Source organism: Streptomyces kryoterrae (assembly GCF_054072135.1).
The window spans coordinates 7,882,339-7,896,254 of sequence record NZ_CM133358.1; the positions used below are offsets into that span (position 1 = coordinate 7,882,339).

Annotated in this window: 16 protein-coding genes; 12 read left to right on the forward strand and 4 right to left on the reverse strand. The window is 68.9% G+C overall.

The annotated features are described in order from the left end of the window. Positions 1-21 precede the first annotated feature (21 nt). Complete coding sequence (locus tag ACW4TU_RS34955) at positions 22-792, forward strand: nucleotidyltransferase (RefSeq protein WP_457419844.1); 771 nt, start codon at positions 22-24, stop codon at positions 790-792. Between the two features lie 46 nt (positions 793-838). Here the strand turns inward: ACW4TU_RS34955 and ACW4TU_RS34960 are convergent, their stop codons facing one another. The 3 genes from ACW4TU_RS34960 to ACW4TU_RS34970 form a co-directional block, all read right to left on the reverse strand. After that, positions 839-1,855 carry a COX15/CtaA family protein gene (locus ACW4TU_RS34960; protein ID WP_457419846.1) on the reverse strand — a complete coding sequence of 339 codons (1,017 nt, stop codon included), beginning with the start codon at positions 1,853-1,855 and terminating at the stop codon, positions 839-841. A 73-nt stretch (positions 1,856-1,928) separates the two neighbouring features. Beyond that, the gene (locus tag ACW4TU_RS34965; RefSeq protein ID WP_457419848.1) at positions 1,929-2,711 is read right to left on the reverse strand and encodes an ABC transporter permease; all 783 of its coding nucleotides are present in this window, start codon (positions 2,709-2,711) and stop codon (positions 1,929-1,931) included. Continuing rightward, positions 2,708-3,631, reverse strand: coding sequence for an ABC transporter ATP-binding protein (locus ACW4TU_RS34970; RefSeq protein ID WP_457419850.1), 924 nt, complete (start codon positions 3,629-3,631; stop codon positions 2,708-2,710). Before ACW4TU_RS34970 ends, ACW4TU_RS34965 begins: the two co-directional genes overlap by 4 nt. Positions 3,632-3,857: 226 nt before the next feature. Between ACW4TU_RS34970 and ACW4TU_RS34975 the strand changes: the two genes are divergently transcribed. The 8 genes from ACW4TU_RS34975 (at position 3,858) to ACW4TU_RS35010 (ending at position 10,586) form a co-directional block, all read left to right on the forward strand. After that, positions 3,858-4,634 carry a helix-turn-helix transcriptional regulator gene (locus ACW4TU_RS34975; RefSeq protein WP_457419852.1) on the forward strand — a complete coding sequence of 259 codons (777 nt, stop codon included), beginning with the start codon at positions 3,858-3,860 and terminating at the stop codon, positions 4,632-4,634. Further along, on the forward strand, positions 4,631-6,055 hold the full coding sequence (gene sufB / locus ACW4TU_RS34980) for a Fe-S cluster assembly protein SufB (RefSeq protein WP_457419854.1): 1,425 nt from the start codon (positions 4,631-4,633) through the stop codon (positions 6,053-6,055). Before ACW4TU_RS34975 ends, sufB begins: the two co-directional genes overlap by 4 nt. A gap of 58 nt (positions 6,056-6,113) precedes the next feature. Then, complete coding sequence (sufD, locus tag ACW4TU_RS34985) at positions 6,114-7,301, forward strand: Fe-S cluster assembly protein SufD (protein WP_457419856.1); 1,188 nt, start codon at positions 6,114-6,116, stop codon at positions 7,299-7,301. Next, positions 7,301-7,630, forward strand: a complete 330-nt coding sequence (locus tag ACW4TU_RS34990) for a non-heme iron oxygenase ferredoxin subunit (RefSeq protein WP_053741505.1) — start codon at positions 7,301-7,303, stop codon at positions 7,628-7,630. The genes sufD and ACW4TU_RS34990 overlap by 1 nt, the downstream gene beginning before the upstream one ends. A gap of 7 nt (positions 7,631-7,637) precedes the next feature. Beyond that, complete coding sequence (sufC, locus tag ACW4TU_RS34995; protein WP_457419858.1) at positions 7,638-8,432, forward strand: Fe-S cluster assembly ATPase SufC; 795 nt, start codon at positions 7,638-7,640, stop codon at positions 8,430-8,432. Further along, positions 8,429-9,685: a cysteine desulfurase gene (locus tag ACW4TU_RS35000; protein ID WP_457419860.1), complete on the forward strand. Its 1,257-nt coding sequence runs from the start codon at positions 8,429-8,431 to the stop codon at positions 9,683-9,685. Before sufC ends, ACW4TU_RS35000 begins: the two co-directional genes overlap by 4 nt. Before the next feature lie 104 nt (positions 9,686-9,789). Continuing rightward, a complete protein-coding gene (gene sufU / locus ACW4TU_RS35005) occupies positions 9,790-10,257 on the forward strand; it encodes a Fe-S cluster assembly sulfur transfer protein SufU (RefSeq protein ID WP_457419862.1) in 468 nt (155 codons plus the stop codon). Beyond that, positions 10,254-10,586, forward strand: coding sequence for a metal-sulfur cluster assembly factor (locus ACW4TU_RS35010; protein ID WP_164316258.1), 333 nt, complete (start codon positions 10,254-10,256; stop codon positions 10,584-10,586). Before sufU ends, ACW4TU_RS35010 begins: the two co-directional genes overlap by 4 nt. A gap of 76 nt (positions 10,587-10,662) precedes the next feature. Here the strand turns inward: ACW4TU_RS35010 and ACW4TU_RS35015 are convergent, their stop codons facing one another. Next, positions 10,663-11,541: an AbfB domain-containing protein gene (locus ACW4TU_RS35015; protein WP_457419864.1), complete on the reverse strand. Its 879-nt coding sequence runs from the start codon at positions 11,539-11,541 to the stop codon at positions 10,663-10,665. A 212-nt stretch (positions 11,542-11,753) separates the two neighbouring features. On the opposite strand from ACW4TU_RS35015, the gene ACW4TU_RS35020 reads away from it, so the two are divergent. From ACW4TU_RS35020 to dapD, 3 genes are all read left to right on the forward strand, one after another. After that, the gene (locus tag ACW4TU_RS35020) at positions 11,754-12,074 is read left to right on the forward strand and encodes a DMT family transporter (protein ID WP_164316260.1); all 321 of its coding nucleotides are present in this window, start codon (positions 11,754-11,756) and stop codon (positions 12,072-12,074) included. Continuing rightward, positions 12,074-12,613: a TetR/AcrR family transcriptional regulator gene (locus ACW4TU_RS35025; RefSeq protein ID WP_457419866.1), complete on the forward strand. Its 540-nt coding sequence runs from the start codon at positions 12,074-12,076 to the stop codon at positions 12,611-12,613. The genes ACW4TU_RS35020 and ACW4TU_RS35025 overlap by 1 nt, the downstream gene beginning before the upstream one ends. Positions 12,614-12,851: 238 nt before the next feature. After that, the gene (gene dapD, locus ACW4TU_RS35030) at positions 12,852-13,841 is read left to right on the forward strand and encodes a 2,3,4,5-tetrahydropyridine-2,6-dicarboxylate N-succinyltransferase (RefSeq protein WP_457419868.1); all 990 of its coding nucleotides are present in this window, start codon (positions 12,852-12,854) and stop codon (positions 13,839-13,841) included. The last annotated feature ends 75 nt before the right edge of the window (positions 13,842-13,916 follow it).

Here is a 13,916-nt window from a genome sequence, read left to right on the forward strand (position 1 = left end):
TGAGCTGTGAAGACTGGGGGCATGACGACACACGGGACTCGTGCGGATGCCGCCTTGACCGACGCTCTACTGGACCGTTTCCTGAGTGGGCTGCGAACACTCGCCCCGGTCGCCGTCTGGGCCCATGGATCGCTCGGCGGCGGCGACTACCAGGAGGGCCGCAGTGACCTCGACCTGATCGCCGTCCTGAAGGGGCCGATCGGGCCGGGCACCGCCTGGAACGTGGCCAAGCTGCACGCCCGCCTGCGCACCGACCCGCTCGCCCCGCTGCTGCACTGCACCTATCTGACGGATGCGACGATGGCCGATCCGGCGCGCAGGCACCTCACCTGGGCCCACAGCCACCTGTTCCGGCGGACGGTCACTCCGGTGACCCGGCGCGAGCTGCACACCTTCGGGCGGGTGCTGTTCGGCAGGGCGCCCGGGGAGCTGCTCCCGGCGGTGTCGGACCGGCAACTGGCCGACTTCGTCGTACGCGACCAGCGCGACTTCCTGCGGCCCGCCGTGGACAAGGCCCGGCTCTGGACGCAGGACGTCTGGGTCGACTACGGGCTGGTCACCTTCGCCCGGGCGACCGTGACCCTGAGGGACGGCACCCTGATCTCGAAACGGGAGGCGCTGGACCTGTTGCCGGGGCTGGGGGCGCCTGTGGAGGTCGTCGAGGACGTCGTGCGGCGGCGGTACGGGCAGGAGGGCGGGCCGGTGGATGCCGGGTGGCGTGAGCGGCGCGGCGAGCTGACGCGGGGCTACCTGGGCGCCGCGATCGACCGCTTGGTGACCTCGTACACGTGACTTCGTGGAGCGGGACGCACCCGCACGCGTGCGTCCCGCTCCAGGTCTACGCGCGCGTCCCGACCGTCGCCTCGGTCGCGGGGCCGGGCACGTCGGTCAGGGAGCCCGTCTCGGAGCGCTCGCGCAGGGCGAACAGGACACGCAGGACCGCGATCCACACCAGTGCCGAGCCGAGCATGTGCAGGCCGACCAGGACCTCGGGGAGGTTCGTGAAGTACTGGACGTACCCGATGACGCCCTGTGAGAGCAGGATCAGGAACAGGTCCCGCGTGCGGTCCAGCGGGCCCTTGGGGGCGTCGACCGCCTTCAGGACGAACCACAGGGCGAACGTCAGCGTCACCACGATCCAGGCGAGCACCGCGTGCAGCTTGCTGACGTTCTCCCAGTCCAGCGGCATGCGCTCGATCTCGCTGGAGTCACCCGCGTGCGGGCCCGACCCGGTCACCACCGTGCCGACCGCGATCAGCAGCACCGAGGCGACCACCAGGAACCACACCAGCTGCTGCACGGCCTTGCCGACCAGCGGGTGAGGCGCCCCGTCGCCCTCCTGGGTGCGCTGCCACATCACCGCGGCGACCGCGATCAGGGCCGAGGACAGCAGGAAGTGGGCCGCGACCGTGTACGGGTTGAGGCCGACCAGGACGACGACGCCGCCCAGGACCGCGTTGCTCATGACGACCCAGAACTGCGCCCAGCCCAGCCGGGTCAGGCTGCGGCGGTAGGGCTTCTCCGAGCGGGCGGCGATGATCGCCCAGCCGACCGCCGCGCACAGCACGTACGTCAGCATGCGGTTGGTGAACTCGATGACGCCGTGCACGCCCATCGCGCTGGTCGTCGTCAGCGAGTCGTCGGTGCACTTGGGCCAGGTCGGGCAGCCGAGGCCCGATCCGGTCAGCCGTACGGCACCGCCGGTGACCACGATGACCACCGACATGACGAGCGCGGCGAGCGCCGCACGCCGCACGGTCCGGGGGGTCGGCGTCCAGCGGGCGGCGATGAGGGCGAGCGGGTTCCGCAGGGCGGACAGGGCCTCGGCGGGGGTCATCTTTGGCACGCGTCCCATCGTAGGCGGCTGCTTGTGCACGCTTTCACGAGGGGTCCCCCGGCCCCTCGGTCGCTCCCGGCCGGCTTCCGACTCACTCCCAGCGGAAGAACCGGCCGGCCGCCGCCAGCCCCACGACCGCCCACACGGCGAGGATCCCCAGGTCGCCCCAGGGCATCCCGGCGCCGTGCTGCAGCACGTCCCGCAGGCCGTCCGACAGGGCCGAGATCGGGAGCAGGGCCAGTACGTCCTGGGCGCCGGACGGGAACTTGTCCAGCGGGACGATCACCCCGCCGCCGACCAGGAGCAGCAGGAAGACGAGGTTCGCGGCGGCCAGCGTGGCCTCCGCCTTCAGGGTGCCCGCCATCAGCAGGCCGAGGCCCGAGAAGGCGGCGGTGCCGAGGAGGAGCAGGAGGAGTACGGCGAAGGGGTTGCCGCGCGGGGACCAGCCGAGCGCGAAGGCGATCACCGTCAGCAGGGCGATCTGGAGGACCTCGGTGACCAGCACGGATGCCGTCTTGGCCGTCATCAGGCCCCAGCGGGGGAGCGGTGAGGAGGCGAGCCGCTTGAGGACGCCGTACCGGCGTTCGAAGCCCGTCGCGATGGCCTGGCCGGTGAACGCCGTCGACATCACGGCGAGCGCGAGGATGCCCGGGGCGAGGAAGTCGACCGCCTTGCCGGCGCCCGTGTCGACGATGTCCACCGAACCGAACAGCAGCAGAAGCAGGGCCGGGATGACCACCGTCAGCAGCAGCTGCTCGCCGTTGCGCAGCAGCATCTTCGTCTCCAGGGCCGCCTGCGCCCCGATCATGCGGGGGAGCGGCGCGGCGCCGGGCCGCGGGGTGTAGGTCCCCGGGGCGGTCGGGGTGGTGGTCATGAACGCAGCTCCTTGCCGGTGAGCTCCAAGAAGACGTCTTCCAGGGTGTGCCGTTCCACCGAGATCCGGTCCGGCATCACCCCGTGCTGGGCGCACCAGGACGTCACCGTCGCGAGGAGCTGCGGGTTGACCTTGCCGCCGACGCGGTAGGCGCCCGGGGTCAGCTCGACGGCCGTGCAGTCCGCCGGGAGGGCCTTCAGCAGGGAGTGCACGTCCAGACCCGGCCGGCCCATGAAGCGCAGGGTGTTCTCGGCGCCGCCGCGGCACAGCTGTTCCGGGCTGCCCTGGGCGATGACCTTGCCGGCGTCGATGATCGCGACGTCGTCGGCGAGCTGCTCGGCCTCGTCCATGTGATGGGTGGTGAGGATGACGGAGACGCCGTCGGCGCGCAGGTCGCGGACCAGGTCCCAGGTGGCTCGGCGGGCCTGGGGGTCGAGGCCGGCGGTCGGTTCGTCGAGGAAGACCAGCTCCGGGCGGCCGACGACGGCCATCGCGAGCGCGAGGCGCTGCTGCTGGCCCCCGGAGAGGCGGCGGTAGGTCGTCCGGCCGCAGCTGCCGAGGCCGAGGCGTTCGACAAGCGCGTCCACGTCCAGGGGGTTCGCGTGCAGCTTGGCCATGTGGCGGAGCATCTCGTCGGCGCGGGCGCCCGAGTAGACGCCGCCGGACTGGAGCATCACGCCGACCCGTGGACGCAGGGCGGCGGCTTCCCGAACGGGGTCGAGGCCCAGGACACGTACCGTCCCGGAGTCCGGTCTGCGGTATCCCTCACAGGTCTCGACGGTGGTCGTCTTGCCCGCGCCGTTCGGGCCGAGTACGGCGGTGATGCCTGCCAGGGCCACCAGGTCGAGGCCGTCCACCGCGGTCTTCGTGCCGTACCGCTTCACCAGGGCCTGGACCTGGACCACGGGCTCGCTTCGCATGGTTCCAGAGTCTAGGTACGGGAGGGCCGGCCCGGGCGCGCGGGGCCGGATCGGGCCTGATGTGGGACGGGGTCCGGTCGTGCTCCTGTGCTGCTCCGGGGCGGTCTCTGATCGATCAAAGATCGTTTTCGCAGGTCAGGTTAGGTGAACCTAAGTGATGCAGGGCACCGTCGAGTGGGCCGGACGCGGCTTGCCGCGCTCTGAGGAATTACGCAACAATGGTGTTGTGAAATACGACGGCGAGGATCGGGAGGCCCCCACGGGCGCCCCCCAGGAGGAGATCGCGACCGGTGAGCGCTCGACGCGCAACCGCGTCGCGCGATCCATCCTGGACCACGGTCCGTCGACTGTCGCCGAGCTCGCCGGGCGTCTGGGCCTGACCCATGCGGCCGTACGGCGGCACCTTGACGCGCTGGTCGCCGACGACGTCGTACAACCGCGTGAGCAGCGGGTCTACGGGGCGCGCACCCGTGGCCGGCCCGCCAAGGCCTTCGCGCTCACCGACTGTGGACGCGACGCCTTCGACCAGTCCTACGACAAGCTCGCCATGGGTGCGCTGAGCTGGATCGCCGAGCGTGAGGGCGGCGACGAGGCGGTGCTCGCCTTCGCGCGTGCCCGGTTCGCCGAGCAGGCCGCGAACTACCGGGAGGCCGTCGAGGCGGCCGGTCCCGAAAAGCGCGCCGAAGCCCTGGCCAGGGCCCTGAGTACGGACGGGTACGCTGCTACGGCGCGCAGCGCACCGGTCGGCGAGCAGCTCTGCCAGCACCACTGCCCGGTGGTCCACGTCGCGGAAAAGTTCCCGCAGCTCTGCGAGGCGGAGACCGAGATCTTCTCCCAGCTGCTCGGAACGCATGTCCAGCGGCTCGCGACCATCGCCCACGGCGACGGTGTGTGCACGACATTCATCCCCAAGGCCTCGCACGCCTCGGTCCCACCCGCTCCACAGTTGTCCACCGCCACCCATAAAGCATCTGTACGTACCGCCGGGAGGAACCCAGCATGACGCTGCCCATCGAGGAGACCGCCCACCCCGAGCTCGAGGGTCTGGGCACGTACGAATACGGCTGGGCCGACTCCGACGTGGCCGGTGCCTCTGCCAGGCGCGGCATCAACGAGGACGTCGTCCGCGACATCTCGGCGAAGAAGTCCGAGCCCGAGTGGATGACCAAGCTCCGCCTCAAGGGTCTGCGCCTCTTCGACAAGAAGCCCATGCCGAGCTGGGGCTCGGACCTGTCGGGGATCGACTTCGACAACATCAAGTACTTCGTGCGTTCCACGGAGAAGCAGGCGGAGTCCTGGGAGGACCTGCCCGAGGACATCAAGAACACGTACGACAGGCTCGGCATCCCCGAGGCGGAGAAGCAGCGCCTCGTCGCCGGTGTCGCCGCGCAGTACGAGTCGGAGGTCGTCTACCACCAGATCCGTGAGGACCTGGAGGAGCAGGGCGTCATCTTCCTCGACACCGACACCGCGCTGAAGCAGCACCCGGAGCTCTTCAAGGAGTACTTCGGGACGGTCATCCCGGTCGGCGACAACAAGTTCGCGTCGCTGAACTCCGCGGTGTGGTCCGGCGGCTCCTTCATCTACGTGCCGAAGGGCGTGCAGGTCGAGATCCCGCTCCAGGCCTACTTCCGTATCAACACGGAGAACATGGGCCAGTTCGAGCGGACCCTGATCATCGTCGACGAGGGTGCCTACGTGCACTACGTCGAGGGCTGTACGGCGCCGATCTACAAGTCGGACTCCCTGCACAGCGCGGTCGTCGAGATCATCGTCAAGAAGAACGCCCGCTGTCGCTACACGACCATCCAGAACTGGTCGAACAACGTCTACAACCTGGTCACCAAGCGCGCCGTGGCGTACGAGGGCGCGACCATGGAGTGGATCGACGGCAACATCGGCTCCAAGGTGACGATGAAGTACCCGGCCGTCTACCTGATGGGCGAGCACGCCAAGGGCGAGACCCTCTCCATCGCCTTCGCGGGCGAGGGCCAGCACCAGGACGCAGGCTCCAAGATGGTCCACATGGCGCCGAACACCTCCTCGAACATCGTGTCGAAGTCGGTGGCGCGCGGTGGCGGCCGTACGTCCTACCGCGGTCTCGTCGAGATCGCCGAGGGCGCCCACGGCTCCAAGTCCAACGTGCTGTGCGACGCGCTGCTGGTGGACACCATCTCCCGCTCCGACACGTACCCGTACGTCGACGTCCGCGAGGACGACGTGTCCATGGGCCACGAGGCGACCGTCTCCAAGGTCTCCGACGACCAGCTCTTCTACCTGATGAGCCGCGGTATGTCCGAGTTCGAGGCTATGGCGATGATCGTGCGCGGCTTCGTCGAGCCGATCGCCAAGGAACTGCCCATGGAGTACGCGCTGGAACTCAACCGGCTGATCGAGCTCCAGATGGAAGGCTCGGTCGGCTGATTGCCGGTTGTCGTCCCCAACAAGTCACTTACGCAGGGAAGAGAGCAGACCGACAGCCATGGCTGAGGCTCAGAACATTCCGGTGGGCAGCACCACCGCCGGCTCGATCGCGGTGGCCGCTGCCGCCGAGTCGACCGTAGCGACGCGCATGAGCGCGCCGCCGTCCTTCGACGTGGCGGACTTCCCCGTCCCCCACGGCCGCGAGGAGGAGTGGCGGTTCACCCCGCTGGAGCGCCTGCGCGGGCTGCACGACGGCACCGCCGTCGCCACCGGCGCCGGTGTGAAGGTGGACGTCCAGGCACCCGAGGGCGTCACCGTCGAGGCCGTCGGCCGTGACGACGCGCGCCTCGGCCGCGCCGGCACCCCCGTGGACCGCGTCGCCGCCCAGGCGTACTCCGCCTTCGAGGCGGCCGGTGTGATCACTGTCCCCAAGGAGACGGTCCTCACCGAGCCGATCCGCGTCGCCGTGCACGGCGAGGGCGGGGTGGCCTACGGCCACCAGATCATCGAGCTGGGCGCCTTCGCCGAAGCCGTCGTCGTCATCGACCACACCGGTGACGCCGTGCTCGCCGCCAACGTCGAGTACGTCCTCGGCGACGGCGCCAAGCTCACCGTCGTCTCCGTCCAGGACTGGGACGACCAGGCCGTGCACGTCGGTCAGCACAACGCGCTGATCGGCCGTGACGCCACCTTCAAGTCGTTCGTGGTCACCTTCGGCGGTGACCTGGTACGCCTGCACCCGCGCGTCTCCTACGCCGGCCCCGGCGGCGAGGCCGAGCTGTTCGGCCTGTACTTCACGGACGCCGGCCAGCACCAGGAGCACCGCCTCCTCGTCGACCACAACACCCCGCACTGCAAGTCGAACGTGGCCTACAAGGGCGCGCTCCAGGGCGAGGGCGCCCACGCCGTGTGGATCGGCGACGTGCTCATCGAGGCCAAGGCCGAGGGCACCGACACCTACGAGCTGAACCGCAACCTGGTTCTCACGGACGGCGCCCGCGTGGACTCCGTACCGAACCTCGAGATCGAGACCGGTGAGATCGTCGGCGCCGGGCACGCGAGTGCCACCGGGCGGTTCGACGACGAGCAGCTGTTCTATCTGATGGCCCGCGGTATCCCGGCCGACGACGCCCGTCGGCTGGTCGTCCGCGGCTTCTTCGCCGAGCTGGTCCAGCAGATCGGCGTCGACGACATCCAGGAGCGCCTTCTCACGAAGATCGACGAGGAGCTGGAGGCGTCCGTCTGATGACTGCCGCTCCGACCTTCGTACGCGCCTGCGGGCTGAGCGAGCTGGACGAGGACACCCCGAAGCGGGTGGAACTCGACGGCACGCCGGTCTCGGTCGTCCGTACCGAGGGTGAGGTGTTCGCGATCCACGACATCTGCTCGCACGCGAACGTCTCGCTCTCCGAGGGCGAGGTGGAGGACTGTCAGATCGAGTGCTGGCTGCACGGCTCCAGCTTCGACCTCCGCACCGGCAAGCCGTCCGGCCTTCCCGCGACGCGCCCCGTCCCCGTATACCCCGTAAAGATCGAAGGGGACGACGTGCTCGTCTCCCTCACCCAGGAGTCCTGAGGAACCCATGGCAACGCTTGAAATCCACGACCTGCACGTCACCGTCGAGGCCGACAACGCCACGAAGGAGATCCTCAAGGGCGTCGACCTCACCGTGAAGCAGGGCGAGACCCACGCCATCATGGGCCCCAACGGCTCCGGCAAGTCGACCCTCGCCTACTCGCTCGCGGGTCACCCGAAGTACACGATCACCGGCGGCACCGTGCTGCTCGACGGCGAGAACGTCCTGGAGATGTCCGTCGACGAGCGCGCCCGCGCGGGCCTGTTCCTGGCGATGCAGTACCCGGTCGAGATCCCCGGCGTCTCCGTCTCCAACTTCCTTCGTACGTCCGCCACCGCCATCCGCGGTGAGGCGCCGAAGCTGCGCCTGTGGGTCAAGGAGGTCAAGGAGGCCATGCAGCGCCTCAACATGGACCCCACCTTCGCCGAGCGCAACGTCAACGAGGGCTTCTCCGGCGGTGAGAAGAAGCGCCACGAGATCCTCCAGCTGGAGCTGCTCAAGCCGAAGATCGCGATCCTGGACGAGACGGACTCCGGTCTGGACGTCGACGCGCTGCGTATCGTCTCCGAGGGCGTCAACCGCGTCCGCGAGAGCGGCGAGGTCGGCACCCTGCTGATCACGCACTACACGCGCATCCTGCGCTACATCAAGCCCGACCACGTCCACGTGTTCTCGGCCGGCCGGATCGTGGAGTCGGGTGGCCCCGAGCTCGCCGACAAGCTGGAGAACGAGGGTTACGAGTCGTACGACGTGAAGGGTGGCCCCGTGAGCGGAGCGAACTCAGGGGAGGAAGTAGCGTGACACAGCTGCCTGGCCTCCTCGACACCGAGGCGATCCGTAAGGACTTCCCGATCCTCGACCGGGTGATCCACGACGGCAAGAAGCTCGTCTACCTGGACAACGCGGCGACCTCGCAGACGCCCCGCCAGGTGATCGACACTCTCTCCGAGTACTACGAGCAGCACAACGCCAACGTGCACCGTGGCATCCATGTGCTCGCGGAGGAGGCCACGGCGCTGTACGAGGGCGCGCGCGACAAGGTCGCCGCGTTCATCAACGCGCCCAGCCGCGACGAGGTGATCTTCACCAAGAACGCCTCCGAGTCGCTCAACCTCGTGGCCAACATGCTGGGCTGGGCCGACGAGCCCTACCGGGTCGACCACGAGACCGAGATCGTCATCACGGAGATGGAGCACCACTCCAACATCGTGCCGTGGCAGCTGCTCGCGCAGCGCACGGGAGCGAAGCTGAAGTGGTTCGGCCTGACCGACGACGGCCGCCTCGACCTGTCGAACATAGACGAGGTCATCACCGAGAAGACGAAGATCGTCTCCTTCGTGCTGGTCTCCAACATCCTCGGCACGGTCAACCCGGTCGAGAAGATCGTGCGCCGGGCGCAGGAGGTCGGGGCCCTGGTCCTGATCGACGCCTCGCAGGCCGCCCCGCACATGCCGCTGGACGTCCAGGCCCTCCAGGCCGACTTCGTGGCCTTCACCGGTCACAAGATGTGCGGCCCGACGGGCATCGGGGTGCTGTGGGGCCGCCAGGAGCTGCTGGAGGACCTCCCGCCGTTCTTGGGCGGCGGCGAGATGATCGAGACCGTGTCGATGCACTCGTCGACGTATGCTCCGGCCCCGCACAAGTTCGAGGCGGGCACTCCGCCGATCGCGCAGGCGGTCGGCCTCGGTGCGGCGATCGACTATCTCTCCGCGATCGGCATGGACAAGATCCTCGCCCATGAGCACGCGCTCACCGAGTACGCGGTGAAGCGGCTCGGCGAGGTCCCCGGTCTGCGGATCATCGGCCCGTCCACGGCCGAGGACCGGGGCGCGGCGATCTCCTTCACCCTCGGTGACATCCATCCGCACGACGTGGGCCAGGTCCTCGACGAGCAGGGCATAGCGGTCCGGGTCGGCCACCACTGCGCCCGGCCGGTCTGCCTGCGCTACGGAATTCCCGCGACCACGCGAGCGTCGTTCTATCTGTACTCCACGCCGACCGAGATCGATGCTTTGATCGACGGCCTGGAGCACGTACGGAACTTCTTCGGCTGAGGAGCTGGCTGAGTCGTGCTGTGTTTTCCCGGGGGACAACCCCCGGACCCCCGGCCGAAAATACACGTGGTGCGAGCCTTGGTAGAGACGCGAGGTCGATGGGTGTGAAACTGGATTCGATGTACCAGGAAGTCATCCTGGACCACTACAAGCACCCGCACGGGCGCGGTCTCCGGGACGGCGACGCCGAGGTGCACCACGTCAACCCGACATGCGGCGACGAGATCACCCTGCGCGTGAAGTACGACGGTACGACGATCAGCGACGTCTCGTACGAGGGGCAGGGCTGCTCGATCAGCCAGGCATCGGCCTCCGTGCTGAACGAGCTTCTGGTCGGCAAGGAACTGTCCGAGGCGCAGAAGATCCAGGAGACCTTCCTGGAGCTGATGCAGTCCAAGGGCCGGCTCGAACCGGACGACGCGATGGAGGAGGTGCTGGAGGACGCTGTCGCGTTCGCCGGTGTCTCCAAGTACCCGGCCCGGGTGAAGTGCGCGCTGCTCAGCTGGATGGCGTGGAAGGACGCGACGGCCCAGGCCCTGGGCTCGGACGCCGCCGAAAGGAAGACGGCATGAGCGAGACCATTGAGATGAAGCCGGCCTCGGAGGACGAGGTCCGCGAGGCGCTGTACGACGTCGTCGACCCCGAACTGGGCATCGACGTCGTCAATCTGGGCCTGATCTACGGCATCCACGTCGACGACGCGAACATCGCGACGATCGACATGACCCTGACGTCGGCGGCCTGCCCGCTCACGGACGTCATCGAGGACCAGGCCAAGTCCGCCACGGACGGCATCGTCAACGAACTGCGCATCAACTGGGTGTGGATGCCGCCGTGGGGCCCGGACAAGATCACGGACGACGGACGGGACCAGCTTCGGGCGCTCGGGTTCAACGTCTGAGGTCCTGTGTTTCCCGCACGTCGCGCACACGAAAGCGGCGGCACCCTGCTCGGGTGCCGCCGCTTTCGTGTGCGTCTCAGGCCAGTGGGGCAACCACGCGGAAGGAGAAGTCCTGCCGGTTGGTCGTGTTGTAGCCGTACGGGTCCAGGCGCATCTGGGAGTCCTTCTGGCGCAGCGCGTAGTTGGGGTAGTTCACCGACTGGAGCAGAGTCATGCTTCCCGCGTATCCGGAGCAGAAGGTGGCGTCCTGCCTGAACAGCGAGGAGCCGTCGTTGCGTTCGGCGCGCAGGATGAAGTTACGGTGGCGCAGGTACTTGCCGTCGTGCGTCTTGAACGAGTAGCAGGAGCCGTTGGACAGCCCTTGGACCACGCTGAAAGTGGAGTCCTCGCGGGATTCCGAGCCGGCGACCGGATCGAGCTTCACCAGGCCGCCTGACACGTGCCAGTAGCGGCCGGGGTAGTTGACCGCTTCGACGGACCTCAGGTTGGAGTTGTCCGGCTTCGTGGGCGCGGCCTGGGACTTGCTGGGGGACGGGGAGGCGGCGGGCTTTCCGGGGGCCTCCTTGACGGGCGCGGAGGCGGAGGCGGATCCCTTGACGTCCGGGGCCGGGGCGGGGGATGTGGCGCCGGTCGAGATGGTCGGCGTGGACTGCTGAGCCGACGACAGGCCGCTCTTTCCGCCCGGGGGCGTGTCTCCGGACGCCGACGGCGAGGCGAAGGTGAGGAGGCCGGGGTACGTCGAACCGGGCGAAGGCACGGGTGCCTTCGCCACGGGTACCGGGTCCTCGGTCTGCCGGTCCGTGACGATGATCGCGGTCACACAGGCGGCCACGACCGACAGGGCCAGGGTGCCCGCCATCCAGAGCCGCCGCGTCCCGGGCACACGCGAGGTGTCCGGGGCCCAGCCGTTCTCCCACGGTTGAGTTGGGATGAGCCGGGGCTTTTCTTCTGTCATGCGCTGTTCCTCCGGCGTCGCCTGTGGCGAACGTGTGAACGTGTGGTTGAAACAGTAATGGACGCGAGGCTAGGGGACGTCCAGTGCCGTGAGAAGGGTTGTTTCCTCAATGAGACCGGCGACCGGGGGAGTTGGTGGCGGGGTGCGGAGTGAGGGTGGATTTGGGCGGTCGCTGTGTACGGCCGTACGTATCGATGCGTACAATCGTACACATGGGATATGTGTTGCTGGTCGGAGCCATCGCCGCCGAGGTGGGCGCCACGACCGCCATGAAGTACAGCGACGGTTTCAGCAGGTTGTGGCCCTCCGTGCTGACCGGACTGGGGTATGCCGTCGCGTTCGTGCTGCTCGCGCAGACGCTGAAGACCGTGTCCGTCGGCACGGCGTACGCGATCTGGTCGGGGATCGGGACGGCGGCCGTCGCGACGATCGGCGCGGTGTTCCTCGGGGAGGGCATGAGTGTGACGAAGGTCGCGGGAATCGTGCTCATCATCGGCGGGGTCGTCGTGCTGAACATGGGCGGTGCGCACTGATGGTTCGGCGGTACGACCCCGAGCGGCGCCGGCGGATCATCGACGCGGCGATCCGGGTGGTGGGCCGGAAGGGGATCGCCGGGCTGAGCCATCGGTCGGTGGCCGCGGAGGCGGATGTGCCGCTGGGGTCCACGACATATCACTTCAGCACCCTCGACGAGCTTCTCGTCGCCGCGCTGCGGCAGGCGAACGAGGGGTTCGCGAAGGTGGTGGCCGCGCGGGGCGGGCTGCGGGACGACCGGGTCGACCTGGCGGGGGAACTCGCCGGGTTGTTGGGGGAGTGGCTTTCGGGGGACCGGGCCGGGGTCGAGCTGGAGTGCGAGTTGTATCTGGCGGCGCTTCGGCGGCCGGCGTTGCGGCCTGTCGCCGCCGAGTGGGCGGAGGGCGTTGTGGAGTTGTTGGGTGGGCGGACGGACGCGGTCACCGCGCGGGCGCTGGTGGCTGTGATGGACGGGATCTGTCTGCAGGTGCTGCTTACCGGCGGTGTTTATGACGAGGGGTTTGCTCGGGAGATGTTCGGGCGGGTGCTGCGGGGGTGAGGGGGAGTTTCCTCGCCCCCGCAGCACCGTCCCGTCCCGTCCTGGGGGCTGCGCCCCCAGACCCCCCTTCGGCCTGAACGGCCTCGTCATCAAGCTCCCCCAGAGGGGGGACCCCCAGACGGGCTGGATGCGCCTGGGGCGGGCTTGTCCTCGAACTCGGATCAGCCCTGTGACCGGCCCTTGAGATCCGTTCCGTGCTGGTTCGCCCCCGCGGGCTTGGGCAAGTTAGGTTTTCTCCATGACCGACACGACTGTTCCCCGCACCACCGGCGCGGTGGCCGCCGGGCTCGCCACCGTCGCCGCTGACGGCACCGTTCTCGACACCTGGTTCCCCGCCCCCGAACTGTCCGCCGAGCCCGGCCCCGCCGGTACCGAGCGGCTGTCCGTCGAGCGGGCCGTCGAGGCGCTCGGTGAGGGTGCGGCGAAAGCGGTCGGGCCGGACGCGCGCCGGGGCGTCGAGGTGGTCGCGGTCCGTACGGTCATCGCCTCCCTCGACGACAAGCCGCTCGACGCGCACGACGTCTATCTCCGCCTCCACCTGCTCTCGCACCGGCTCGTGCAGCCCCACGGGCAGTCCCTGGACGGCATGTTCGCCCACCTCGCCAACGTCGCCTGGACCTCGCTCGGCCCGGTCGCCGTGGACGACGTCGAGAAGGTACGGCTCAACGCCCGCGCCGAGGGCCTGTACCTCCAGGTCACGTCCATCGACAAGTTCCCCCGCATGACCGACTACGTGGTCCCCAAGGGCGTCCGCGTCGCCGACGCCGACCGGGTGCGCCTCGGCGCGCACCTCGCCGAGGGCACGACCGTCATGCACGAGGGCTTCGTCAACTTCAACGCGGGCACGCTCGGTACGTCGATGGTCGAAGGCCGTATCTCCGCGGGTGTCGTGGTCGGCGACGGTTCCGACATCGGTGGCGGTGCCTCGACGATGGGCACCCTGTCCGGTGGCGGCCAGGTCCGTATCACCATCGGCGAGCGCTGCCTGGTCGGTGCCGAGGCCGGCGTGGGGATCGCCCTCGGCGACGAGTGCGTGGTCGAGGCCGGGCTGTACGTCACCGCCGGCACCCTCGTCACCATGCCCGACGGACAGATCGTCAAGGCCCGCGAACTCTCCGGCGCCTCCAACATCCTCTTCCGCCGCAACTCCGTCACGGGCCGGGTCGAGGCCCGTCCGAACAACGCGGTCTGGGGCGGCCTGAACGAGGTCCTGCACAGCCACAACTGACGTACACCGTGTACTGCCGGCTGTGACCTGCGGGTGTAGGCGGGAGCGGTTCGGGGAGGGTCGTGGGTCGTATCG

Coding starts and splice junctions, on each gene's coding strand:
- ACW4TU_RS34955 (WP_457419844.1), top strand. CDS start 22: ATGACGACACACGGGACTCGTGCGGATGCCGCCTTGACCGACGCTCTA.
- ACW4TU_RS34960 (WP_457419846.1), bottom strand. CDS start 1,855: ATGGGACGCGTGCCAAAGATGACCCCCGCCGAGGCCCTGTCCGCCCTG.
- ACW4TU_RS34965 (WP_457419848.1), bottom strand. CDS start 2,711: ATGACCACCACCCCGACCGCCCCGGGGACCTACACCCCGCGGCCCGGC.
- ACW4TU_RS34970 (WP_457419850.1), bottom strand. CDS start 3,631: ATGCGAAGCGAGCCCGTGGTCCAGGTCCAGGCCCTGGTGAAGCGGTAC.
- sufB (WP_457419854.1), top strand. CDS start 4,631: ATGACGCTGCCCATCGAGGAGACCGCCCACCCCGAGCTCGAGGGTCTG.
- sufD (WP_457419856.1), top strand. CDS start 6,114: ATGGCTGAGGCTCAGAACATTCCGGTGGGCAGCACCACCGCCGGCTCG.
- ACW4TU_RS34990 (WP_053741505.1), top strand. CDS start 7,301: ATGACTGCCGCTCCGACCTTCGTACGCGCCTGCGGGCTGAGCGAGCTG.
- sufC (WP_457419858.1), top strand. CDS start 7,638: ATGGCAACGCTTGAAATCCACGACCTGCACGTCACCGTCGAGGCCGAC.
- ACW4TU_RS35010 (WP_164316258.1), top strand. CDS start 10,254: ATGAGCGAGACCATTGAGATGAAGCCGGCCTCGGAGGACGAGGTCCGC.
- ACW4TU_RS35015 (WP_457419864.1), bottom strand. CDS start 11,541: ATGACAGAAGAAAAGCCCCGGCTCATCCCAACTCAACCGTGGGAGAAC.
- ACW4TU_RS35020 (WP_164316260.1), top strand. CDS start 11,754: ATGGGATATGTGTTGCTGGTCGGAGCCATCGCCGCCGAGGTGGGCGCC.
- ACW4TU_RS35025 (WP_457419866.1), top strand. CDS start 12,074: ATGGTTCGGCGGTACGACCCCGAGCGGCGCCGGCGGATCATCGACGCG.
- dapD (WP_457419868.1), top strand. CDS start 12,852: ATGACCGACACGACTGTTCCCCGCACCACCGGCGCGGTGGCCGCCGGG.